The 25,316-nt window shown below is 44.4% G+C and carries 20 protein-coding genes; 14 read left to right on the top strand and 6 right to left on the bottom strand.

What is annotated here, in order from left to right; translation table 11 throughout:
• Window positions 1-23: 23 nt before the first annotated feature.
• The 5 genes from C8D97_RS01980 to C8D97_RS01960 all read left to right on the top strand — a co-directional run bounded on the left by C8D97_RS01980 (window position 24) and on the right by C8D97_RS01960 (window position 7,537).
• The gene (locus tag C8D97_RS01980; protein ID WP_245411371.1) at window positions 24-1,316 is read left to right on the top strand and encodes a hypothetical protein; all 1,293 of its coding nucleotides are present in this window, start codon (window positions 24-26) and stop codon (window positions 1,314-1,316) included.
• A 28-nt stretch (window positions 1,317-1,344) separates the two neighbouring features.
• Window positions 1,345-3,840, top strand: coding sequence for a LamG domain-containing protein (locus tag C8D97_RS01975; RefSeq protein ID WP_109761652.1), 2,496 nt, complete (start codon window positions 1,345-1,347; stop codon window positions 3,838-3,840).
• A 21-nt stretch (window positions 3,841-3,861) separates the two neighbouring features.
• Window positions 3,862-5,457 (top strand): general secretion pathway protein GspF, encoded by a 1,596-nt coding sequence (locus C8D97_RS01970; protein WP_109761651.1) that lies wholly within the window; start codon window positions 3,862-3,864, stop codon window positions 5,455-5,457.
• A 107-nt stretch (window positions 5,458-5,564) separates the two neighbouring features.
• Window positions 5,565-7,064 carry a rhomboid family intramembrane serine protease gene (locus tag C8D97_RS01965; RefSeq protein WP_109761650.1) on the top strand — a complete coding sequence of 500 codons (1,500 nt, stop codon included), beginning with the start codon at window positions 5,565-5,567 and terminating at the stop codon, window positions 7,062-7,064.
• A 263-nt stretch (window positions 7,065-7,327) separates the two neighbouring features.
• A complete protein-coding gene (locus tag C8D97_RS01960) occupies window positions 7,328-7,537 on the top strand; it encodes a cold-shock protein (RefSeq protein WP_109761649.1) in 210 nt (69 codons plus the stop codon).
• Between the two features lie 226 nt (window positions 7,538-7,763).
• On the opposite strand, the gene C8D97_RS01955 is transcribed toward C8D97_RS01960, so the two are convergent.
• Entirely contained in the window at window positions 7,764-8,363 is a 600-nt protein-coding gene (locus C8D97_RS01955) for a hypothetical protein (RefSeq protein ID WP_109761648.1), read from the bottom strand.
• Between the two features lie 414 nt (window positions 8,364-8,777).
• On the opposite strand from C8D97_RS01955, the gene C8D97_RS01950 reads away from it, so the two are divergent.
• The 4 genes from C8D97_RS01950 to C8D97_RS01935 are packed head-to-tail and all read left to right on the top strand — an operon-like array spanning window position 8,778 to window position 13,164.
• Window positions 8,778-9,590, top strand: coding sequence for a hypothetical protein (locus C8D97_RS01950; RefSeq protein ID WP_109761647.1), 813 nt, complete (start codon window positions 8,778-8,780; stop codon window positions 9,588-9,590).
• Window positions 9,591-10,631 (top strand): extracellular solute-binding protein, encoded by a 1,041-nt coding sequence (locus C8D97_RS01945; RefSeq protein WP_109761646.1) that lies wholly within the window; start codon window positions 9,591-9,593, stop codon window positions 10,629-10,631. It abuts the gene before it with no gap.
• On the top strand, window positions 10,628-12,148 hold the full coding sequence (locus C8D97_RS01940; protein WP_109761645.1) for an ABC transporter permease: 1,521 nt from the start codon (window positions 10,628-10,630) through the stop codon (window positions 12,146-12,148). Before C8D97_RS01945 ends, C8D97_RS01940 begins: the two co-directional genes overlap by 4 nt.
• Window positions 12,148-13,164 carry an ABC transporter ATP-binding protein gene (locus tag C8D97_RS01935; protein ID WP_109761644.1) on the top strand — a complete coding sequence of 339 codons (1,017 nt, stop codon included), beginning with the start codon at window positions 12,148-12,150 and terminating at the stop codon, window positions 13,162-13,164. Before C8D97_RS01940 ends, C8D97_RS01935 begins: the two co-directional genes overlap by 1 nt.
• A gap of 645 nt (window positions 13,165-13,809) precedes the next feature.
• On the opposite strand, the gene C8D97_RS01930 is transcribed toward C8D97_RS01935, so the two are convergent.
• The gene (locus C8D97_RS01930; RefSeq protein ID WP_109761643.1) at window positions 13,810-14,487 is read right to left on the bottom strand and encodes a type 1 glutamine amidotransferase domain-containing protein; all 678 of its coding nucleotides are present in this window, start codon (window positions 14,485-14,487) and stop codon (window positions 13,810-13,812) included.
• A gap of 175 nt (window positions 14,488-14,662) precedes the next feature.
• Here C8D97_RS01930 and C8D97_RS01925 point away from each other — a divergent pair, with 175 nt between their 5' ends.
• Window positions 14,663-15,553, top strand: coding sequence for a LysR family transcriptional regulator (locus tag C8D97_RS01925; protein WP_146196062.1), 891 nt, complete (start codon window positions 14,663-14,665; stop codon window positions 15,551-15,553).
• Between the two features lie 94 nt (window positions 15,554-15,647).
• On the opposite strand, the gene C8D97_RS01920 is transcribed toward C8D97_RS01925, so the two are convergent.
• Window positions 15,648-17,078: a S8 family serine peptidase gene (locus C8D97_RS01920; protein WP_109761641.1), complete on the bottom strand. Its 1,431-nt coding sequence runs from the start codon at window positions 17,076-17,078 to the stop codon at window positions 15,648-15,650.
• 338 nt (window positions 17,079-17,416) lie between these two features.
• On the opposite strand from C8D97_RS01920, the gene C8D97_RS01915 reads away from it, so the two are divergent.
• Genes C8D97_RS01915 through C8D97_RS01905 form a run of 3 tightly spaced genes read left to right on the top strand, consistent with a single transcriptional unit; the run spans window position 17,417 to window position 19,347 of the window.
• Window positions 17,417-18,022 (top strand): RNA polymerase sigma factor, encoded by a 606-nt coding sequence (locus tag C8D97_RS01915; protein WP_109761640.1) that lies wholly within the window; start codon window positions 17,417-17,419, stop codon window positions 18,020-18,022.
• Window positions 18,019-18,813, top strand: coding sequence for an anti-sigma factor family protein (locus C8D97_RS01910; RefSeq protein ID WP_109761639.1), 795 nt, complete (start codon window positions 18,019-18,021; stop codon window positions 18,811-18,813). The genes C8D97_RS01915 and C8D97_RS01910 overlap by 4 nt, the downstream gene beginning before the upstream one ends.
• Window positions 18,814-18,828: 15 nt before the next feature.
• Entirely contained in the window at window positions 18,829-19,347 is a 519-nt protein-coding gene (locus C8D97_RS01905; protein WP_109761638.1) for a CC0125/CC1285 family lipoprotein, read from the top strand.
• A 239-nt stretch (window positions 19,348-19,586) separates the two neighbouring features.
• Here the strand turns inward: C8D97_RS01905 and C8D97_RS01900 are convergent, their stop codons facing one another.
• The 3 genes from C8D97_RS01900 to C8D97_RS01890 all read right to left on the bottom strand — a co-directional run bounded on the left by C8D97_RS01900 (window position 19,587) and on the right by C8D97_RS01890 (window position 23,317).
• A complete protein-coding gene (locus tag C8D97_RS01900; protein ID WP_109761637.1) occupies window positions 19,587-20,504 on the bottom strand; it encodes a M14 family metallopeptidase in 918 nt (305 codons plus the stop codon).
• Between the two features lie 52 nt (window positions 20,505-20,556).
• Entirely contained in the window at window positions 20,557-22,437 is a 1,881-nt protein-coding gene (locus tag C8D97_RS01895; protein WP_109761636.1) for an ATP-binding protein, read from the bottom strand.
• An 85-nt stretch (window positions 22,438-22,522) separates the two neighbouring features.
• On the bottom strand, window positions 22,523-23,317 hold the full coding sequence (locus C8D97_RS01890) for a response regulator transcription factor (protein WP_109761685.1): 795 nt from the start codon (window positions 23,315-23,317) through the stop codon (window positions 22,523-22,525).
• 422 nt (window positions 23,318-23,739) lie between these two features.
• On the opposite strand from C8D97_RS01890, the gene C8D97_RS01885 reads away from it, so the two are divergent.
• The gene (locus C8D97_RS01885; protein WP_210204810.1) at window positions 23,740-25,257 is read left to right on the top strand and encodes a hypothetical protein; all 1,518 of its coding nucleotides are present in this window, start codon (window positions 23,740-23,742) and stop codon (window positions 25,255-25,257) included.
• Window positions 25,258-25,316 lie beyond the last annotated feature (59 nt).

The following is a 25,316-nucleotide window of genomic DNA, read 5'->3' as shown; positions in this document are numbered from 1 at the left end:
ACATTTCACTTAAGAGGCCGGTTATGTATTCCTTTCGTCAACCAGCACGCCAGTTAAAACCTGCCGATAACCTGATTGCATCAAATAAACCCTTAAATACATTAAAGTCTGTTTCTGCATCGAAAACATGGCTAGCGCTCGGTATTGTATTTAGCCTGGCTTCAACCTCTGCCTGGTCCGGTGCTCGCGAGCAGGCGAAACGCATTCATGATCGACTGGCCGGCACTCACCCAAGTGAGTCGGTATTAAATAGTATGGAGAGTGCCATAAATTCGGGCACCCCCATGGCGGCGGCTAATCTTGCCATGGAAAACGACGCTTTCTACAACGTCACCCTTAAAAACTTTATTACGCCCTGGACCAACGAAGCACAAACGGTCTTTGCGCCATTAAATGATTACACGGCAACGGTTATTGGAATTATTCGTGATGAATCGGATTTCAGAACCATATTATTTGACGATGTTATTTATACTGCCGATAGCTCGGTTGGCGCGCCCGCTTACCAAATGAATAATAATGATCATTACGAATACCTCGAAGACAATAACGTTAGCCTGAAAGATCAACTGGTACGCAGAGCTCAATCTGCAATTACTGGCTTACCCTCTGACGCCACTGCTGGTGTAATGACTACTAGAGCCGCGGCTAAAGCCTTCTTTTCAGCCGGAACCAATCGCGCTATGTTCCGCTTTACTCTACTTAATCATATGTGCGATGACCTGGAAGCTTTTAAAGACGCTACTCGCACACCGGATAGAATTCGTCAGGATGTAACGCGCAGCCCGGGTGGTGACAGCCGTATTTTTCTAAACAATTGTGTTGGCTGTCATGCAGGCATGGATCCAATGGCTCAGGCATTCGCCTATTACGAGTGGGATTACAATTTTGAAACGGATCCCGAAGCTGAAAATGGTCAGCTGGTGTATAACCAAGCTGGCGACATCGATCCGGAAACCGGCACTCGGGTGCAGGCGAAATACCACATTAATGCAAACAACTTTAAATACGGATATGTCACGCCCGATGATCAATGGGATAACTACTGGCGAGAAGGCCAAAATGCCATACTGGGTTGGGACGAAAGTTTGCCCGGCTCTGGCAGTGGTGCCAAAACAATGGGTCAGGAAATGGCCTACTCAGAAAGATTTGCCCAGTGCCAGGTGAAAAAAGTATTCAAAGCCGTCTGTTTAAGAAAACCAGGGGATGCTGCCGATCGTGGACAAGTCGACTCCATGGTGAGTAATTTTATTGCCAGTGGCTATAACCTGAAACAAACTTTTGGCGAAACCGCACTTTACTGCATGGGCAACTAAGTTGGCAAAAAGACGATTGGAGAACCTTATGACCTCAAAAAACAAATCATCTCTTGCCAACACTCTGAAACTGAGCTCGGCAATTATAATTTCTCTGGCCTTTTTGCAAGGCTGTACCGATGGCGGCCCGAATAATAGCCCCGTCAATGAACTGCCTGATAACGGGGGTGGCAATAATTATTCTGGTCCCCCACCAGCAACCGATGATGTGCAACGATTTCAAACCCACTTCTGGAACAATGTTCTGGATAAATGTGGTAATTGTCATAATGAAGGCGGCCAGTCGCCAACCTTTGCCCGTCAGGACGATGTTAATCTGGCGTACGCGGAGGCGAATACTGTCGCCGATTTGAACTCCCCCGTGGATTCACGACTGGTGGCTAAAGTCGGTGGCGGTCACAATTGCTGGTTATCCAGTAATCAGGCTTGTGCCGATACCATGACCTCCTACATCAGCAACTGGGCTGGCGATACCGCCAGTGCCACTACCGAAATTGTATTGACCGATCCACCGACCTTATCGGATCCCGGTGCGACCAAAACATTTCCTGATGATCCCGCTTTATTTCAGTCAACGGTTTACCCATTGCTCGAACAATACTGCGCTGGCTGCCATGCTGATTCAGCGTCTACCCCTATTTCGCCGTTCTTTGCCAGCAGCGATATCAATACCGCTTACAGTGCGGCAAAAAGTAAAATTAATCTGGACACACCTGCCGACTCACGTTTTGTGGTTCGTTTAAGAAGCGAATTCCACAATTGTTGGGACGATTGCACCAGCGACAGCAACGAAATGGAAGCCGCTATTCAATCTTTCAGTGACAGCATTCAAGTTGAAGAACTTGACGCTGAAGCAGTTCACAGTAAAGCACTGACGTTACTCGATGGCATTCCAGCCAGCTCAGGTGGCCGTTATGAAGCCGATGCTATTGCTACCTGGCAGTTCAAAGCTGGATCTGGCAGCACCGCCTTTGATACCAGTGGTGTTGAGCCTGCACTTGAACTGACACTCAATGGTGAATTTAACTGGGTCGGCGGCTGGGGTATTAACCTTAACGGCGGCAGCGCACGTGGCAGTACCGCCAACAGCAGCAAATTGCACGATCTAATCAAGGCCACCAATGAGTACACTATCGAAGGCTGGATTGCTCCGGCCAATGTTACTCAGGAAGGTCCCGCCAGAATTGTCACCTACTCTGGCGGCAGCAACACCCGTAACTTTACCCTTGGGCAGACGCTGTATAACTACAATTTTCTTAATCGCAGCACCAACAGTGATGCAAATGGTCAACCAGCGCTATCTACAGCCGATGCCGACGAACGTTTACAGGCAACCTTGCAACATATCGTGGTTACTTACGATCCGGTCAATGGTCGACGAATTTACGTCAATGGCGAATACACCGGAGACGTTGATGGTGTAGAGCCCGGAACCTTAAACGACTGGAACGATACCTATGTATTAGTACTGGGTGCCGAAACAGACAACAACGATAAATGGTCAGGAGTGATCAAGTTTTTAAGCATTCATAACCGGGCATTAAATCAGGAACAAATCACGCAAAATTTTGAAGCCGGTGTTGGCGAACGTTTTTATCTGTTGTTTAACGTGTCAGAAGTTATCGATCCAAATGACACTGATCCTGGCGTAAATGACGCTTACATCGTATTTGAGGTGGCACAATGGGACAGCTACAGTTATCTGTTTAATGCGCCTTTCTTCATCAGTCTCGATGACAGTTACACACCAAACAACATTCCTTTAATTGGCATGAGCATTGGTATTAACGGTAAAGAAGCCACTGTCGGACAAGCCTACCGTAACATCGACATGGCACTCGATTCGGCTAACTACAACGCCGACTCAGGTCAACCTGTGTCAACGTTAGGTACCGTTATTGCTCTGGAAAAAGGCTCATCCAGCGATGAATTTTTCCTAACATTTGAGCAACTGGCGGATCAAACCAATGTTCGAATTGAGGCAGAACCATTACCACTGCCAACACCACCTGACGCCAATCCTGTCAGCCCAGATATTGGCGTTAGAACTTTTGAAGAAATTTACGCCACCCTGTCTCAAATAACTGGGGTCAGCATGAATAACGCCAATGTTCGTAATGTGTATCTGACGGTTAAACAGCAGTTGCCGACCAAAGAAGATATCGAAAGCTTCTTATCCTCGCATCAGATGGGTATCACCCAGATGGCGATTGAATATTGCTCGGCACTGATGGATGACACCAGCTTACGAAGTTCAACATTCCCATCGTTTGACTTTAACGGCACCGTTGGCAGCGCTTACGATTCGGCTGGACGTGATGCTTTAATTGACCCTTTATTAAGTCGGGTGATGGGAACAGGCCTGGCAACTCAGCCAGTAACCGCCGATGTTAAAACAGAGTTGAATGCTCTGATTGATCGACTGACAAGTTGCGCAGGCTCCTGCGAAGCTGGACGAACCGTAAAAGTTGCAAAAGCCACCTGTGCCGCTGCAGCTGGCAGCGCCATTACGCTGGTTCAATAATTAAGAGGTGAGGAAATCGCTATGACTCGTAAACAAAAAACACTTCACCCAGATGCACCACTGCTGCATGCGGCCCATAAACGTCCGGTCAAACGGCGTGACTTAATTGCTCAGGGCATGCTGGCAGGCACCGGCAGTTTGCTTGGCACTTCGGTTCTGAGTGTTCTGTCTAACCCACTGTACGCCGACTTATCGCCAGATGTTGCCGACTTACGGGACAACCTGTGTGGGCTGCGTTCTCAAGGCAACGGAAAAATACCCTTTATCTGTTTTGATTTAGCGGGTGGCGTCAATATTTCAGGTTCAAATGTGCTGGTTGGCGGTCCCGGAGGTCAACAAGACTTTCTCTCGACAGAAGGTTATAGCAAGCTTGGATTACCTGGTGATATGGTGCCTAATTTGGTGAACCCTGATTCGCAAACCCGTGAGTTTATCAACAGTGAGCTGGGGTTATCATTTCACAGCGACAGCGCCTTCTTACGCGGAATCCTGGAAAAAGTATCCGTGGGTAACCGGGCCAATATTAATGGCGCAGTTATTCCAGCCCGTTCCGAAAATGATACCGGCAATAATCCGCACAATCCCATGTATGGTATTTACAAAGCTGGCGCTGGTGGTAGCTTACTGGATCTTATTGGCTCTCGCAGTTCTCAGTCCGGTGGCAACTCAATGGCGCCAATGAATCTGATCACACCTGCGGCTCTGCCCACTAAAGTTGACCGCCCTACCGACGTTACCGGCCTGGTGGATGTGGGTGATCTGCTTAATGTTCTGAGCAAAGAAGATGCGGTCAAAGTCATGGAGTCAATCCAACGGGTTTCTACCATGAAGATGAATCAGGTCGACTCTCAAGTGTCTCGTGAACAAACTATTGATGACTCGGTAACCTGCAGCTACGTTAAAAGTGCCGATCTGGCGGATCGCTTTGGTAATCCTGCCACACTGGATCCAACCCTCGATACCGATATTGTTGGTCCAACCGGTATTTTCAGTCAGCAAGAACTCGACGGTGATCGCGAATTCCAAAAAACCGCATCGGTTATGAAAATGGTAATCAATGGTTACGCGGGTGCTGGCACCATTACCATGGGCGGTTACGATTACCACACGGGCGATCGCCGAACCGGTGAAGTCAGAGATCTTCGCGCTGGCCGCTGTATGGGCGCCTGTCTGGAATACGCCGCACGAGTAGGAAAACCATTGATGATGTATGTTTTCTCCGACGGCTCTGTGGCGAGTAATGGCATGATTGACGATTCTGAAGATGGCCGTGGCAAAGGCCAATGGACCGGTGACAACTCATCCACCGCGGCTTCATTCTTCCTGGTTTTTAATCCGGGTAGCCGACCACAGTTAATTGGTGCCACACCAGAAATACAAGCTCAACACCAACAGCTGGGTTACATGCGTTCAGACGCATCGGTGGAAACCAACGCCACCCCTGCAGCCAATAACGTTAACCTGCTAGTAGAAACCGTTATATTAAACTACATGGCTCTGCACGACGAAGTCGGTCAGTTTGATAGCCTGTTCCCGGCTCATGGCCTTGGCAACTCAACCATTATCGACAGTCTAACGGCGTTTCAACCTATCGTTAGTGGCAGTTTAAACAGCTAAAAAGCTGTCTAATAAACCCAAAGGGATCACAATTGATGATTGTGATCCCTTTGTAAATCTCTACAATACACAGCAGACAATAAACCGATCCGACGCTGTCGTTATTTATGCTGATTATCTTTCCGACTCAAGTTCCTTTTAATCCGGCACGATTGCCCTATTTAACCCTGTGCCTGATGATTTTCACCACCATCAGTTACTTTGTATTTCAGCATGATGATGTTGAAGAAGAGCAGGCGGCGATTGAGTTTTATCAAAGCTCTGGCTTATTTAATTCCGAAATAGACTACTTTAACAACTATTTAAAAACCGACACGGCACTGTCTGATTATCAATCCCTTTCCGACTTTGACACTCAAGGCCCAGCACGACTTTACTACATGGTGTTTGATCAAAATTTTCGCCATTACATCGAGTCACAAATTCAGCAATCCCCTGCAACCATCGAAACCCAGCAATGGCGTGCCATGCATAATGAGCTGGCATTAAAAAAGCAACAAGTCACGTATTTTAACTTTGGTGCCAGACCCGATAACCTGATGGAGCCTGGGCTAATTACCCATATCTTTTTACACGGCGGCATCATGCATCTGCTGGGAAACATGGTGTTTTTATTGCTGTTTGGTCTAGGCGTTGAAGCGCTTTATGGCAAAGCAAAGCTTCTCGTTATTTACCTAACTTCCGGCGTCGTAGGTGCGATTGCTTTTAACTTTATCGATGGTAAATCCTATTCCGCTCTGGTTGGCGCGTCTGGTGCAATCTCCGGATTAATGGGTGCCTATGCCGCCTACTTTGGAACTCAACGAATACGATTTTTTGCCTGGTTTGGTATTTATTTCAATCAATATAAATGGCCCGCTGCCATCGTTCTTTTGTTCTGGTTAGGTAAAGAGTTTTTTTATCAGCTGACTGACTTGGAAAGCAACACGGCTTACATGGCACACTTTGGTGGCTTACTCGCCGGTGGGCTTTTAGGCTTGCTGTTTAAAAACTTACCCTTTAATTCACAAAATTTAGAATCGTCCCAAGCAGACAGAGCTAACTCCAACCTAAGTGAATCGACATCATCAACCAACCATTATCAAACAGCACTGGAGCACATCCGTAAGCTGGAAATTACCGAGGCTCGATCAGCTTTAAATCAAGCTCTTGAGAATAACCCTGGTCACTTGCAGGCTCTGCAAAGTTTATACAACCTGGAAAAAGTAAACCCTAAACTGAATAGTTATAACAAGGTGATCAATCAGGTATTTGCATTCGACTTGCGAAATACCGCTGCGGATGCGTTTATTCTCTCGGTAGCCGAAGACAGCGTTTCTAAAACTATTGGAATTGATCAACTTAATATAGATGCCTTTTTTGGACTATTGCACCGTCAGTTAAGAAATGACCGACTTCAAGCCAGTACACCGCTTGTACAACAGGCTAAAAAAACCTTCTCTGAGAATGACAAACTGCCCAAACTGCTATTTGAATGGAGTAAAGCCTTAGCAAAACACAATAAAATTCGCAGTGCCTCTATTGAGTTAAACTATCTGGCAAATTACTACGGTGAAACACCATTTGGTCGTTCGGCACGGCAACAATTGAAAGCGTGGCGAGATTAATCTCATGAAGCGCTTTATGGTAATCCCAATAGCCGACTAATTGAGCAGGCCTGACAGCTGTCAGTTTTTGTATTATTTTTATTGACTTACCTAATCTGGGAGTTATAATTTCCAAAGCTTTAAAGTAACCTTATTTATTGCCGCCATTTCGAAGATCGACAAGTATCCATCGTCCTGTTGTTAATAAGTAAAAGTACCACTTGCAAAGCGTTATCAATCTTGGCAACAAGATTAAATTTACTATTAACAATGAGAGAATCATTATGTCTGATAAAATTACTGGAACCGTTAAGTGGTTCAACGAATCTAAAGGTTTTGGCTTCATTCAACAGGAAAACGGCCCTGACGTTTTCGCACACTTCAGTGCAATTGTTGGTGACGGCTTCAAAACTTTGGCCGAAGGTCAAAAAGTTGAGTTTTCCATCACGAACGGCCAGAAAGGTCCTCAAGCGGAAAGCATCGTAGCTTTATAAGCTATGAGATATTTTTTGAGAGAGTTTCTCTCAAACAAAAAGGCGACTCATTTGAGTCGCCTTTTTACGTTATGCAGACCACTTTTTTCTTATAACCCTCTAATAATCTTCTAACTCATATTTGTTCAGTATTATGTCTTTATTGTCTTTTGAATGCCTGTGTCTTTAAAGGCGTTTTTTCAAGTCAAACGAGTCGTTAACTGCTTTATTCAAAGATACTCCACCATTATCGTTCATCTTTTAATGATCCTATTTTTAACGCCACTGTTTTATCAACTTTATCATCGCTGCATTTCAGAGATGCTAAATACTCTGCCAGCTTTCTGGCACTGTCGGCGTAAAACCATTCAAAACGACAGCCGAGTATCACGGATGTCATCGACTGCCGCTGCAAATAAACAACACCCAATTTAATCTTTATTGAATTCATGTTATCTGGAATATCAATCTCTATATCCAGAGGTACCGTATCAATTTTATCTTTTCGATCAGCATTGGGTAATAAGACAGGTAACAGCGATGGATCAATCATCACCTGAACCCCTGACACGGACACATTTGATACAGTGACAGTATTGCTGACGAGCTCTAACCTATCTGATGGTGTATTTTGATTGGACTGGCGATTACTATTTTTTGAGTTCGTGTTGTAACTGACATCTTCGTTGTTATGCAAATTTCCATCGACTTCAGCTGAGTGAAGGTCATCGTCATCAACGATTGGTGTTGCGCTTTTATCAGAAACACAACCAGACTCTGCAGGCATAACCCGTGCGGTTAAATTTACGGAATAACGCTCTGCAATCCTTCGCTCAACCAATACCATTGTCGCTCACCATTCTCCGCTCTCCAATAAACAAAACACGTTACATCAACAGTCAAAGCTATGACTAACTAATAGGTAAAAAACCCGCTTTTGTCGCGCTTTGAGATACGCAAATAGCGTTTTAAGTTAAAAATGATGAACTGTGACTCATTTTACCCAGCAAAAAAGTAACGCCGGATACCAATAACCACGCCACCGGAATACTCAAGCTGAGCGTCTGATGTCTGGAATTACGAACTTGAATTACGAACTTGAATTGCAAACTTCAACCGTTCATTTAATGAAGCCAAGGATAAAGTCGCACCTCCCTTTTTTATTCATCATCTGAAACATAACTTCTATCAGTTTGCTTTACCTTGTTAGTGATAATGAGTATCATTCATATTTGAGTTATCACACTGGAATGACAATATTATGAAACTTTTATCGTCTCGTTACTTAACGCTTATTTTATTGCTGACTGTGGCGTCAATAACGGCCTCTCGACCTGTTGTAGCCAATGGAGAGGTCGGTGAACATGTCAATCAATTACAAAGCAATCTCGACAACTACAGCAAAGAGGTCAACTGGTTGCTGACAAAAGTCGGTGGCATTGTTGATACCTATGAAAAGAAAGGTGTGAAGGCGGCGAACCCTGATGCCATTGTTGATCACTGGGAAGCGGTTGATTTTCACGCCGCCATCGAAACCAGTTACATCCCGGTCTATGCGTCGATCTGGCAAGGATTATTTGGCGTTAAACAAGGCATAGAAAACAAAGCCTCAATTGCCGAAGTTCGGAAACAGCAGAAAATGTTGGAGCAAGCATTGTGGCAAGGCCTTGGTGCGGTTAAACTTGCTGCCCAATACCAGCAACAGGGGCTTTTGGCTAAAGTTAAAACAACTCAGGACAGTCCAAAAACACCTGGCGAAACGCTTGATGTCATCAAGCAAAAACTGGACAAAGTTGTCGCAAAATTTGCCGAGCAATTACCCGACGAAGCAACCACCATTGTTCACGATACTTACCTGAATCTGTTTGAAGGGGTTGAAGGTGTGCTGATTGAACAAGATGCCGAGTTAGTGGAAGATCTTGAAAAAGATTTTAATGTGACATTGCCAAAATCTTTAAAGAGTAAATCCAGCGTAAACGATGTTCGCCAGGTTGTTGATGTCATGAAGCAGAAACTGGACAAAGCCAAGTCAATGTTGCAACAAGCGAGTAAAAATAGAAAGGACGTGTTTTAAGTGCAACGACGATCGTTTATTCAGCATTTGGCAACATTAGGCGCCATGGGTGCTCTACCCATGGGCGTCACCCGCGCGTTAGCGGCTAAAACCATTCCTGCGGTTTCCGTGGAAAAGCTGCCCGCGCTTGAAGGTGACTTAACACTTTATTTAGGCCGCGGTGAAGGCGGCTTGTACGAAGATGTCCTTAACGCCATTCGCAAACGAAATCCAAAGCTGAATTTAAACGTTCGACGTGGTCCCACGGCGGCTTTAGCCAATGCCATCGTTGCAGAAGCCAAAGCCGGTATTCGCCGCGCCGATGTGTTTTGGGCTGTCGACTCAGGTGCCATCGGGGTTGTTTCCGAAGCCGGGTTAGCGCACCAACTTCCCGATGAGTTAACCCATCAATTAAAAGCGGGGTTTCAATACAAAAACTGGACGCCCATTACCGGACGACTCCGTACCTTGCCGTTTAATACCCAACGACTGACGGCGCAACAAATTCCCAATAATCTTAAGGATTTAGCCGACAGCGACTTAACCATAGGCTGGGCTCCTTCCTACGCCTCATTTCAGTCTTTTGTTACCGCCATGCGACTGCTCGAAGGAGATAAGGCCACCGCAGCCTGGTTACAAAAAATGAACCAGCGAACCAAAAGTTACGCTGGCGAACTGGGCGTTGTTATGGCCGTTGAGCGCGGTGAAGTGGATGTGGGTTTTGCCAACCACTATTACACATTACGGCTTAAATCCGGTAAGCCCGACGCCAACATCGACTTGGCATTTACCCACAATGATGCCGGCTGTCTGGTCAATGCATCCGGTATTGTTGCGTTAAACAATAACGATACCGCCATTAATTTCATTCGTTACCTGTTAACGCAGGAAGCGCAATCTTACCTGTCCAGCGAAGCCTACGAAATTCCACTGGTCAATGGCGTATTGCCCCCTAAAGGTTTGCCACAAATTGACAGCTTGTCACCCCCCGATGTTGATTTGGTCAAACTGGCGGATCTAAGACCCACATTAAAATTAATGCGTGACGTCGGCGTACTATGACCGGCTGGTCAAAATCTCATGTCATTGCGTTTCTGGTAGCGCTTCTGGCACTGCTGCCAGTTGGCGTATTGCTGGAGCTTGCGTCTGGCGCCGACACCTTTTTTGATAGTTATAACTTAAAAGTTCTTGGCAACACACTAGCGCTTATGGTGCTTACGGCACTGGGTGCGACCCTCATTGGGGTGCCGCTTGCGCTGCTTACGGCCTATGTTCAACTGCCGTTTCGCCGCGTTTGGCTGATCGTTCTGGCCGCTCCTTTGGCAATGCCCAGCTACATTGGTGCTTTTACCCTCTACGCCGCATTTGGTCCGGGCGGTGAAATAAGCAATTTGATTGGTTTTACCACACCTTCGGTTAACGGCCTGGCGGGCGCTACTCTTATTATGACGCTCTACACCTACCCTTTTGTATTGCTGACAACGCGTGCCTCCCTTTGCAGTTTGGACGCCAGCCAGATCAATGCCGCTCGAACTCTGGGCATGTCCTTATTCGCCAGTTTCTGGCACGTTGTGTTACCTCGCGTAAAAAATGGTATTGCCGCAGGCAGTCTATTGGCTGCTCTGTACGCGCTATCGGATTTTGGCACACCAGCCATCATGCGACTCGATACATTTACTCGTGTGATATACGTGGAATACAACGCCTTTGGCCTCAGTCAGGCGGCCATGTTGTCATTACAATTACTGGTCATTGTTGGACTGGTGTTATTTCTTGAGTCACGCTTTAGCGGCACCCAGGAACGCCCCGGCCGCCCTCTTGCGCTTTGGCCAAATCGCTGGCAAGTGTCGGCCATGTTCTTAGCAACAGTACCGGTTATTTTATTGGCGATCATTTTACCCTTATTTATTTTTGGCTTCTGGCTGATCCGTGAAGGCAGCGGTAATTTCGATATCAGCTACGCCTGGAATTCCACCTACGCGTCCATTTTAGCGGCGTTTGTTGCCGTCATTCTGGCGGTGCCGGTTGCGCACGCAGCGCTTAATGGCAAAACAGGTCGCATCATGGAACGCATTACCTATCTTGGCTTTGGTGTGCCCGGCATTGTCATGGGTACGGCACTGGTGTATCTGGGACTCAAACTTCCCTTTATCTACCAGACCCTGGCCTTACTCGTACTAGCTTATGTGATGCGCTTTTTACCCTTAGCCGTAGGCACCATTCGCTCCACCACAGAGAGTCTCGACTCCAGCTTAATCAAAGCCGCAAGGGTGTTGGGTGCAAGTCCCAGAGAAGCCTTTGTCCGAATCACCCTGCCCCTGACCATGCGCGGAATGATTGCTGGCGCAGCGCTGGTGTTTCTGGAGGCGATGCGAGAATTACCAGCAACCTTGATGCTGGGTCCAACCGGATTTGAAACCCTGGCCACCTATTTATGGCGCGTATACGAAGCCGGTTATTTTGGCCGCGCCGCTATACCCGGACTACTGCTGGTGTTAATGTCCGCACTGGGACTGGCGTTAATGTTACACGGTGAGCGTCGGGCTGATTTTGATATAACAAAAGGTTCAAGTCGTTAATGCTTAAGGTAAATAACTTATCCGTAAACTACGGTGATACCGATGTGGTAAGCAATCTAAATTTAGAGCTGGCAAAAGATGAAATACTGATGCTGGTTGGGCCGACCGGTTGTGGCAAAACCACCATTCTGCAAGCATTAGCAGGACTGATTCCTATTTCCAGTGGCGATATTAATCTGGGTCAATGGCGCGCCACACCAGAAAAGCAAATTCCGCCAGAAAAGCGCCACGTCGGAATGGTGTTTCAGGACTTTGCCCTGTTTCCTCATTTAACCGTTGAGCAGAACGTTGCTTTTCGTCTTGCCGACAAACAACCGGCCGATCACTGGATCACCCTATTAGGACTAGACGCTTTCAGACAGGTTAAACCCTCTACATTATCGGGCGGTCAAAAACAGCGAGTGGCACTCGCCAGAACTCTGGCCCACAAACCGGCTTTTATTCTGTTGGATGAACCTCTCTCAAATCTTGATGCTGCATTAAAAGACAGCTTGCGTTGGGAAATACGCGATGCATTAAAAACCGCTGGCGTACCGGCCATCTGGGTAACCCACGATCAGGAAGAAGCCCTATCCGTTGGCGACCGTGTGGGTATTTTAAAAAATGGCAAATTAGAACAACTCGATACACCGGAAACCTGCTTTTGCGAACCGGCCAGTCGATTTGTTGCGCGCTTCCTAGGTGAAGCCAGTTTTCTACCAGGAGAATTAAACCCATCCGATAACAGTGTCAAAACAGCACTCGGCACAGCACCCGGTATTCCTGTTAACAATGCAACCGGAAGCGTTGATTTATTAGTACGACCAGACGATGTGTCTTTAATTCTCGATGACACAGGCAATGGCGAAATAGACTGGGTACGTTACGAAGGCTGCGCACGGTTTTACGCGGTAAAACTGGATGACGGCACCTTGGTAAAAATTCGCGCCAGTCACGAAAACAAAGCCGAGCCCGGAGATAGGGTTAAGCTGGTGATCACCACCACGCATCCGTTGGCAGTTTTTCAGCGACAGTAAAATCAGGTAAATAAGAATTAATAGTCGTTAGCGCTTCAGGCTGTGGCGACCAAACACGAATACAATGGACGGTTGGGCGTTACGCATCTTGGCTTGTTAACCAATTATTATTTACCACTCGTATTATATTTCGACTCTGCTTACTCAAAAAAACTTTTTAGAGTCAAGGCAATAACAACTGAACTAGTGATGGTATTTACTGCATGTACAACTGACCTACCAGACTTCTCCACTGTTAGCGAAATATAGGCCAAATAGTTTGTAACACGTACCACGTCCCTCTAAATTCGTTTCTCGTATTAATCATTCAACACGTTTACAACGTTTATGCTTCGATTTTTCAGAAGACCGCTCTCCTTTTTTCAAGCGAGAGACGTCCTTCTTTAACTGCACAATTTCACTAATTTACTTCCTGTTTTTTTGTGTTCTGACACGACCTACTCGCCTTTTTCGCCACCTTGAAGTTTCCCTCATGATATTCTTTTCTCCATCTTGATAACATATAGGATATCAATCTCTTGTAGAATTTGAAGCTGTTACTTAACTAAGGAATCCGAGAAAACAGGTCAAGATAGCATGCCATATAAATCTCGCATAAAAAAAGCCCCGGCTAATAGCCAGGGCTTTAAGGAGAATGTTTATTAACTACTTTAATCGCTCAAGTAGTCGCTTAGCCACACCCTCTGAACTTGCCGGGTTTTGTCCGGTTATCAATAAACCATCTTCAACCACATAGTCGCTCCAGTCGTCGCCTTTTGTGTAATTGGCGCCCAGCTCACTGAGTTTATCTTCAAGTAAAAATGGAACAACATCAGTTAACTCTACAGCGGCTTCTTCTGAGTTGGTAAATCCCGTGACCTTTTTGCCTTTAACCAGTGGATCATTATTATCCAGGTTGACATTAACCAGCGCCGCGGGCGCGTGGCAAACGGCAGAGACAATTTTATCTTGTTTAATAAAGCTTTTAATCAGTGCGATGGAGTCCTGATCGTTAGCCAAATCCCACAAAGGGCCATGACCTCCAGGATAAAATACCGCATCGTAGTCGTCAGCAGAAACGTCAGACAACTTTAGTGTTTTCGCAAGATGCTGTTGTGCCTCTGAATCTTCTTTAAATCGACGAGTTGCATCGGTTTGAGCGTCTTCTGAATCACTATTGGGATCAAGAGGAGGTTGACCGCCTTTGGGTGAAGCCAATGTAATGTCAACTTTGGCGTCCTTCAAAAAATAGTAGGGTGCGGCAAATTCCTCCAGCCAGAAGCCGGTTTTATGATCGGTGTCACCCAGTTTATCGTGAGAAGTTAATACGAATAGTACCTTCATTGCTCTGTCTCCTGTGCGCCTGTTCAATAATGGATAAAGCATGTGATTAGTGAGCTCACTTGTAAGCCTCTAACAACGCATTTTTTGCGTCTGTCTTTATGAAAACAGTGTAACTGCACAAAAATTCAATAACTAGACAGTGAAAATTGAACTTATTGTCAGTATAATTTTGACAATGAAAGACTCTATCGCCTCAGAATTGCGTGGTATGCTGGTTTTTGCCCGTGTTATCGACAGCGGAAACTTCACCAGAGCAGCCAAAACCCTCGGGATCAGCCGTGCAGTAACCAGTTATCAGGTTAAACAACTTGAAAAGCGCCTTGGTGTACAACTGATTAATCGCAGTACCCGTGCTTTAAGCCTGACCAGTGCCGGCAAGCTTTATTACGACAAGTGCAAAGTCATCGCTGAGCAAGCCGAGTCGGCGCATCAAATGATTGAGAATTTAAAAGCCGATGCCGTGGGTCGGTTATCCATCTCCTGCCCGGTGCACTTGGGCCTGCAATGGGTTGTACCACTGGCAACAGCGTACCGGCGGCGCTATCCACAAGTGGAGCTGGAACTTAATTTATCCGAGTCCATTTCTAACCTGGTACAAGACGGAATCGACCTGGCCATTCGCTCAGGCCCTTTGGCGGATAGTGAGTTACGCTCAACTAAATTGGCAACCGTAAGCCGACACATATGCGCCTCTCCGGATTATCTGAATCTTCGCGGCTGGCCTCAGTCTTTAAATGAACTCGATAAACATGAATGGATTGTCTATCACCGATTAGGCAATCAACTAACACTGACTCGTGACGATAAAGATTACTCAATTAAAATGACGGGCACTTTACGAACCAATAATGCAGCGGCACGGTTGCAGTTTGCCCTTTCTGGAATGGGACTCGCGGTATTGCCGCATTACGATGCCGCTAAAGCATTTAACAGCGGTCAATTGGTTGAATTATTTCCTGACTATCATCTGCCACCGCTGGAATTGTATGCCGTATTTCCGGATGGAATCGAAAAAGTAAAAGCGTCACGGCTGATGATCGATATGTTGAAAAATAGCCCGCCCTGATCTTGATTTAAATTAAGCAACCAATCTTTCTCAACCAATCTTTTCCTTCAAATCTTTTTCTTCCAATCTATCTCTACTTTCTATCTCTACTATCTTACTCAATCAAGCCAATTCCAAAAACTGGATCAGGCCCTTTATCCCCTAAATCAAGCACACTTTGAGCCAATTGATTAATAAGTTCGTCCACGGTTAAATCACCTTTAAAACCATGACAAGCAATAGCCGCGGTGACGACCGGTGCCGCCATTGATGTTCCAGTTTCAATCCCAAAGCCGCCGTTTGAGCGCGCAGTAAACACCGATACACCAAGAGCTGCAAAGTCAATATATTCGCCCTGATTGGCCCAGCGATAAATGTTCTGCTCGTTATCGACAGCGGTAACGGCAATAACCTTTTTATACCCTGCCGGATAAACCGTCGCTGCTGCTGGTCCTTCGTTTCCTGCAGCGGCAACAATGATAACGCCTTTCGCAATCGCCGCGTCAATGACCAGTTTTAACAGTCGGTTATCAGGCCCGGTAAGACTCATATTAATAACAGGAACCTGTTGGTTAATAAGCCAATTAATCCCCTCTAACAAATGTTGCAACGCTGCTCCCTGAGTAGCGTTTTCCCGACTGTAAAAAACCGATGCGAGTTTAACATTAGCGTGGCTTGCTAATGGAGCAGTCTGCCTGAATGATCCGGTTAAAGCAGAAGTTTCAGGAGACTCAGGTTGAACATAAAAACGCCCCACTACGGCGGTTCCATGACTGGTAGGCTCAACAGCATCCTTGGATAAAAATATTTTTTGCTGAATATTTTTATCCTTAAATAACTCGTGATTTAAATTTATTGCCGTATCAATCACGCCTATATTGACCGGTTTATCGCATACAGTTCGATTACCCTGTATTGATGTATTTTTATTTTGTCTATCAACAACTGATCGATTAGCCAAAGTCTGACTCTCAGTGTTAATCGACGCCTGTTGTGGTCTATACACATGATTTCTATCCAACGTTTGCATTGCCTGCTTTGAAAAAACTACCGACAAAGATTGACGATCATCCATGGCACTCGATACTTTAAAAGTGACCAATGTAGTAGCTAACGCATTGAATCTTTGTTGACTGACAATATCAATTGGCCACTTGTTTTTTTCAATCGACTGCTGTAATTGGAAAACATCATTTTGGTTCAACATGACTATCCATTGATGCTCAACAGCTCGACTACCATCCTTTAACGTCACTTCTTTAAATATTGGGTTGCCAGATTTATCCAGTACTTGGGTTGTTTCTGGCAATGCATCGGTAATAGACGGTAGAGGTTTATTGATCACCTGTTCAATTTTATTGGACACCTTATCCAACGGTTTTTTAATGGCAGGTTTTATGGGTAAGCGTTTTTGAACCGGTAAGTTAGGTACGGCGAGAGCTTCAAAGTATAACGCTTTGGCATTGAACGATATTGATGAGGCCATTAACAGGATCAATATTTTGACCAGTAAGGCATTCAATCGGCATAAAGTTATGGTTTTCATCGGTATAAAAAACCTTAAAAGTTGAATCCATTATAATGGGTTTCGTGAGCACTGGAAAAATTCATTGTATAAATGAATATTTTCAGACGCGCCTAACTCAATCACAGTATCAACTCATTTGAACAGTGACCAGTGATAATCTAATACACTGTTAAAGACATACCACAGCAATATAAATTAATAAGTGCTAAGGTGTATATCTAACATATATCGACAATAGATGCTGCTCAACACTTGTCTTTAATAGGGTAACGATTGAGCGAATAAAAAAATTCCAATTTTTTGTGAATAAAGTTGAAAGGTAAAACGTCACCATAGTAACCAATGAGGAAATGTTGATGAATCAGATACCTGAAAACACGACACAAACTAACGAAGACACTGCTCCGCTAAGCTCTGGAGTCAGCTCAAGTGCGAGTAATAAGTCCAACCGTTCTTCGGCTTATAATGAGTTGCAACAAGCCCTCGCTGAACGATTGCCCATGATTCGACGATTTGCATACTCGCTGACAGGCTCAATGGCTGATGCAGACGATCTGGTTCAAAACACCATTGAACGAGTATTAACGCGCAATCGACCAGAAGATGTTGATTTAACCAAGTGGCTGTTTCGGGTGTGTCGTAATTTATGGATAGATGAATATCGCTCACAGAAGGTTCGTCAACAAGCCACACAACAACCCGAATTACAGCAAATACAAAGTGTTGATGGTGAAAAAGACATCCACAATCAACTGACCGTTGAACAAATTATTAAACAGATGGATCAGTTGCCCGACGATCAACGCTCTATTTTAGCGCTTATTGCACTTCAAGGGATGAGTTATCAGGAAGCCGCCGATGCATTGGCTATTCCTAAAGGAACCGTCATGAGCCGCTTATCAAGAGCCCGACAATCCATTGCCGATTGGTTAAAACACAATAATGAAGGAGTGCTGGCATGAATCAACAGGCATCCCCAATAAACCTAGATGACGAATTGCTGTCAGCTTTTCTTGATGCCGAGTTGTCGGAGTCTGACATGGAGCGTGTGCGCCAGGCCATTAATGACAATGAAGAACTGGCAAATCGGATAGCAGAGCTTTCCATGGCAGATACACTGGTGCAACAAACATTTTCGGAAATTGATAACAAGCCTGTACCTGAGGCCATTACCCAGCTACTGACGACTGAGCCTAACACGACAACAGAAAATGATTCATCCCCTGAGAAGCCGAATGACAATGTGATTCAATTTCCATGGTGGCAACGCACTGGCCAAAAGATTAAAAATGGTCTTCAGCAAAACTATGGTGTTGCCGCAGCCATTGCTCTGACACTGGTTATAATTGGTACAAGCCCGATGTTTACATCAAGCGATAACCCATCACAACAATGGGCAGAGGTTAATAATATTTTAACGCATCAACAAAGTGGCACCGAAGTAACTTTGGATGATGGGCAAATCATACAACCACAAGCCAGTTTTATCAGTAAAAACAACCAGTTTTGCCGTCAGTTTTATCGACAACAAAACGCTAACGCAACCGAAAATATCGCCTGTCGTGAGGATCAACAATGGCAACTGGTCGCTTCCGTTACGGTTGAAAAATCTTTGTCGGGCACCCAGTACAATACTGCTAGTAACGACAAGGCTTTGGAAACAACCATTGACGAACTTATAAAAGGCCGATTTTTAAATGCCGCCGAAGAATCACAGGCAATTAACAATAATTGGTCAACCGAACACCAATAAACAGGAGTACACACTATGAAAATATTATTCAGCACACTTGTTTTATTATCGTTACTTACCGCTTGTGCGTCACAGCCGGTTTATCGGGCTGCTGAAAGCAATGGTTACGGTTACAAAGAAACCGCCATAAGTGACACTCAATATCGTATTAATTTTAAAATGCGCGGCGAAGATAATAGCAAAGCCAGTGATCTCGCCTTACTAAGGGCAGCCGAATTAACCTTATTAAAAGGTTATGACTGGTTTGAAGTGGTGAATCGGGAAACAACCGTTGAAAAAAAATCGCGACCCGACAGTCATGTAGGCGCAACTCACGGAACAGAAACTACCCGTCGCTGTGGGCTGCTTGGCTGTGAAACAACCACACGCCCATCAACCCATTACACGGTAGGTGTTCATACAGGAACAGGCAGTGATAAAGTAGAGCGCTCTTTACAAATTGCCATGGGTAAAGGTGTTCGCCCCGATAAAGGCTCGGTATTTAGCGCCGAAGAAGTCCGTAATAATATTAAAAGCAAGTACGATATAAATTAAATACTTCTATCTTTTTATGATGCAAAGGTAGGTAACAGATCTTTTAACTTGTCATTAACTTTAAAGCGATTCGCTTAACATTGGTTCATTAAGCTTGTTCTTTAAAAGATGTTCTCTATACAATGTTATTGTTACCAGCCTTTTGCATCAAATAGAAAAAAGCCTTTCGAATGACACTCGAAAGGCTTTTTATTGAAAAACGCTTATTTGTTATTTATCTTGGTTTCAAGTATTTTTAATCAGCTCTTAACTTGCGAAATTAAATAATCAAGTCCCCCTGTTACCGCTGCTATTTGCGCAAGGTTGCATTCTTCATTGGTTACCTTGGGTGAGTCAGGATAAACTTCGGTAGTCGTCGCATAGTCACAGCGCGTAAATCCTCCACACAAGTTTAATTTAAACATATCGTAATTGATGACGCCCTCCTGCTCCGGCTTAACACCAATTATTTTTCCATCGCTGTCTGGCGGTGCGATATGGGTTACTTTTTTGACCGAATCGATAATCGCTTTTTGAAACGCAGGTTGTGGATTGCTGGTATTGCCGACCGTATAAAAGCCATCCGGGATATTCCAGTTTTTATTCACCACACCATCGCGTGCCGCTAATGCGGGCCTGAAGGTTGTGTTATCGGTATCGGTGGTTTCGTGCAGATCAATATGCGCAAGTATATCTACCTCTAATGACCGCACATAGCTCATCACCAATGTAGCTTCCTCCGATGGACTATCGTCACAAAAAGAACGATTTGGATCCACAGCATAAGGGTTCCAACGATTAATGGTTTCGTAGCCCCAAGGACTGATGCAGGGTGTGATCACCAGATTAAAGTACTGGCTGTAATGTGTGGCTTTGGTTTTAATAAAGCCCAATGCACCATGAACACCACTGGTCTCATAACCGTGAACGCCACCGGTAATTAAAACAGTTGGCAATTGTTTATCCCAGTTGCGTGTTCGAACGCCAAATAGCGGAAAACGTTGAGAGTCGTAACTTAAAGAACCGTACTGCTCAATATCAAAGCTGTGTTTTAATTCATTAATCACCGTTAAAACATCATCGGCGTAGGAACGTTTTACCGTCTGTTGCGCCAGCCAGTTATTTTTTTCCTGTTCACCCCAGGGTTTGCCTGCTGTTTCGGTTTTATTATTCGTCATCGGCTTGTCCTTTTAAACATCAATATTGAATAGACTTATTGTAATCGGCTGGTTAATACTCTTCAAACTCCTTAAATTGCTCCGCCAGTTTTTCCACATCAGCGTCAAAGTCGGGTTGCAATAAAGGATTATGGTCATTTAAACGAGATTCTACATCCGGTAGTTTAACCGAAAATAAAACCCCGGTGCGATCAAGCGGGCTTAAAATCACTTTAAACTCATCGCGTTTTTTACGGGTGGTTAACTGCCAGCCCGGCATAAATGGATTAAAGGGATCAAGAAACACCTGTTTTTTATCGGATGCATCCAGCTCAAACGTACGCGTAGTCTCATGACGCGTTTCAGACATTTCAATACTGACCACTGGAACAGCGTATTCCCATTCAAGCACAGCAGCACTCTTATCGTTGTTTGAACTGCCGTTTAAGCTGCTTTTAGAATTGTTATTACCTAACTGCGCTCGTTCCGAAGGCAATAAAACCTGAGTCTGATCGAGTGGCTTATCTTCAATAATGGCCAAATGACCATCATGCTCTTCTATATGGATCACCTTGGTGATCACCACGTCATTCGAAGTTAACATACGTAATGTTAAAGTCTGTTTAATATTACTAATGTTCGTCACGTCAATCCGACCTTCGTAACCTTTAACTATTTCGTTAACAAAGAACAGACCCAATCCTTTACCGTGATGCTCTTTTGCCCGACGTGTTGAATAACCCAGTTGGAATATCTGCTCTTTCGCATCGTCATCAATATGTCGCCCTCGATTGTAAACATTAATATCCACAAAACCTTCATGTTGTGTTAACTGTAATGCAATTTTATCCGTGGCTTGCTTATTGCTGCGTTTACCATGAAAGTACTGGCTATTCTTGATTAAATTCTCCAACAACAAAACACTGTGATTCTGATTGCCAAGCAACTCCCGAGTGTCAGAAAAACCGAAACGATAACCATCAACCTCTATTATCGAGGCTGACGCTTCAGCAACTTGTAAACGGCTATGTAGTTGATCGTAATCGTCTCGTTCAAGAATACCCTGCAGACTATTCAATACTGCATTCAACGGCAAATAAGACGGTTTAAAAGGCACTAAGGATAATGTGTCAGACGGGCGATTTTTACTCAATTCTTGCTGATAGTAATGTTCTTCACAAGCAATGATATGATTCGCAATATGCAGCGCAATATTGTCTGCAGTGGATAAGTCCAGTAAATCCCAAAGATACTGCATCGCCTCCAATGCCTGCTGATACACTTCTTTTGATATTGCTTGCTGTTCTTGCAACACAGACTGGCTTTGGGATAATTCACCAGTAGTGGCTTCATCGTTCAACTGGCTGTCATCAGAATTAGAATTCTTGCTGTTGCTCTGGAAATTATTTTGTTCGCTGATATGACCGGATGCATCACTGGATTCTAATTGCGTCATTGCATGTTTTAATGCTGTTTTTATTTTATCGTAACTGATGACACCATTATGCCTAACTTCGGCTGCAATACTTTTAAAGTGTAAAAACTTTTCATCGTACTCAATATACTCAAGCAATTTATCACTGATGAAGAGTTTTAATTTATCCGCATGACTGGAAAACACATGGGCTTTTTGCTGAATTTTCTTTTTACTTTGCCAAAGATCATCAATTTCATCTTGCAGATTGGTAATGGCCTGCTTTAATTTTTTTTGCCGACGAATGAAATATAAAATATCCGTCACTAATAAATAAAAGAACACCGCCAAAACCGACCATTGAAAAGTGGTTGTGGTGACCTGTGGAATTAAGTAATAAGGTTCTATCAACTGCGGCTGCAGTAGCATAAAGTAATAAACTACCAGGGCAACCGATGCGATCAAACTAATCCAGGGGAAATGAAAGTTTAACCCCTGCTTAATTTTTTTGGCCTGTTTATTCAGAGTTTGCTCGTTCATCAATAACTGCTCTTATAAATATTTCTTTAATACTGGTTACGCATGTCATTTATATCAATCTTTTGGCTATATCACTCAAATAACCTTATGGGTCAATCCAGCAATAAGCTTCTTCATCACCAAAGGTCGCAACGCCTTTTCCTTGTTTGCAGTGCGTTAAAAAGCTGGTCTGTTGCTGTTTCATGGCTGCCTGATCAAACGAATGACGCAAGGTTTTTATGTGCTGCCGATAACTGGCGTAACTTAAACTGTCCATACTCAAGCGCTCCGCCATTTGTTGCGTGGATACTGGCCTGGGCGATGCCTCAACCAGTTCCTTCAGCATTTTACGAGGGGTTGGTGCAAGTGGACGCAGCTGATTATTCGGATTCATTAACCGTTCGCCGTGCCAATAAACGTGCCAATTGGTCAAGTCGATGGTGAGCTGTTTACGATGAATGGCATCTGCTGGCTGTTCATTTTTTTCAGCCTGTATAACTCGGTGCCGCAATACCGCTTTAATACGCCAACAGAGTACCGCCTCGACATTCTGCTGATGTTTGGCAATAAAGTCCTGAGTGATATTTTCTTCAAACGCCTGCTGTTCAATTGCCGTTCCACTGTGTTCGGATAAATAGATAATCGGTAGATCCGGCCACTTTTGTTTTAAAGTACGTGATACTTGAAATCCGGCATTATCATTGCCACCCATATTAGCATCCAGAATAGCCAGATCTGGCGCTTCATTTAAAGTATGCACTGCCTGACAAGCGGCTTCAGCAAATTTGTAGACGAGTACCTTATTTGGCAATGCACCATCGCCAAAGTCTGATGATTGCAGCACTTCTTTAAATTTATTGACCCAATGGGATTGATCTTCCACCCAAAATAACGTCGCCATGGCTAAATACTCATTTGAACCGACAAACTTATTTGCTGATTTATTATTAACGCATATACAGTTTATCCACCATTGATACCACTGTGTGTTAATTACGTCCAGTTTTAGAGCTTCGACTAACAAGCTCTCATATCAACGCTCCCTTTCTATAGCCCTTTCTAGTACTGACATTGAATAAACTCACCAATAACCAGGCAGATCAATTAATCCCTTTATGCTGTATTCATTGATTCATAGATACTGACAGGCAACAAAATATGAACCGGTTCACAGAATTGAAGCATCAGGGCCTTATTTAACGTTTTTTGTTTTGTCATTGGATTTTTCTCACCGATTTTTCACCAACTTTCAAGATACTCGCCCCATCAACATTGTTTATAGCAACGACTTATCGAAATTTTAATTCGACCCGGAGGTGGATTATGTCTAACGAACTACTTTACTTATGGTCAGATAATCTGACCGCATCCGTCAGCATCTGGTTTATGCTGATTGTTTTTGTGCTTTACTTAGGCCGACAGCAGGCGCACCAGCTGTTCCGTTCAACCGGACGTGCTGTATTCAGCAGCTTGCGAGTTTGGGGTATGACGCTGCATAAGCTTGAACAAAAGCTTATGAAACGAAACCGTGAAATTCTGCTAAACGAAGGGGCAAGAGCCGCAGAAAAATCCATAGAACGAGAGTTTTCACGAGTGAATGATCTCGTGCAAAGGGATTTAAGTCAGTACCCCAGTTTACATCGGGAAATTACCGAAACCATCGAGACGATCGAAAAAGATTATCAAAATTCTTCCGATGTTACGCCTTTGCCACCTGCGTGGGGTGAAGTGGTCGAAACCATTTCCAACTTGCCCAACAATGGAGACTCCACCGTTAATAAAATTTTAATGAACATTAAAAAAGCCGTGGAGGACTCCCATCAACAAACCCTTAAAGCTTATAAAAAAGCCGCCACAGAACGTCATGGATTACTCGCATCCATGCAACCGGACTGGCGTAAGCTGAGTAACAAACTTGGTAGCGTAAATGAAAAAATCACTGGCCTGGATGAGCGCACTAAAGCCATCGATAGCCAAATGGCAAACTATAAAGCGATCCGCGAAGAAACCGATCAAGCGGTCAGTTCACTGGGATCATCCGCTCTAACACAATTTTTCATCTCTGGTCTGGTACTGATTGTCGCCGCACTCGGTGGTTTAATTAACTTTCAACTGATTGCCATGCCCATGTCAGAAATGGTTGGCGGCACCAGTTACATAGGCGATATGAAAACATCCGATATTGCGGCGCTGGTGATTATTTTAGTTGAAATAGCGATGGGACTGTTTCTGCTTGAATCTTTAAGGGTGACTCATTTATTTCCAATGATTGGCAGTATGGATGACAAAATGCGACGTCGTATGATGATCATCAGCTTTACCATACTGTTTATTCTTGCAGGAATTGAAGCATCACTGGCTTATATGCGTGACTTACTGGCGCTCGATCGTGAAGCGCTTCAACAATCACTAACGGGCATTGGTGCCACAAACGCAAATGCTGAATTCCGCTGGATACCATCCATCGGCCAGATGACCATGGGCTTTATTTTACCTTTTGCGCTGGCATTTATTGCCATTCCACTGGAGTCATTTATTCACTCATTACGAACGGTATTAGGATCACTGGCGATAGGTATGGTTCGAGCGTTACGAGTGATTGTTCGGATGACTGGCGGCATTATTAATCATCTCAGCAAAATGTTGGTAAGCCTTTATGATTTAATCATTATGTTGCCGTTAAGTGCAGAACTGATCGTTAAAAAATATTCAGGAAAATCATCCCCCGATGATAATCAGAACGATGAGTCGACTAACTCATATAGCAAAAACCGCCGCGGGAACAAAGAAGTTAAAGCCCTTAAAAGTAGTACAGGCAAAGCCGCAAGTGACAATGCCTAACGCATGACTGAATAACCTTTTGATGCTTAATTAATAAAACATCGACGGCAAATTCCTTT

Origin of the sequence: Pleionea mediterranea, assembly GCF_003148745.1 — a bacterium.
Lineage (GTDB): Bacteria > Pseudomonadota > Gammaproteobacteria > Enterobacterales > Kangiellaceae > Pleionea > Pleionea mediterranea.
This window is presented reverse-complemented; position numbering and strand designations above follow the sequence as displayed.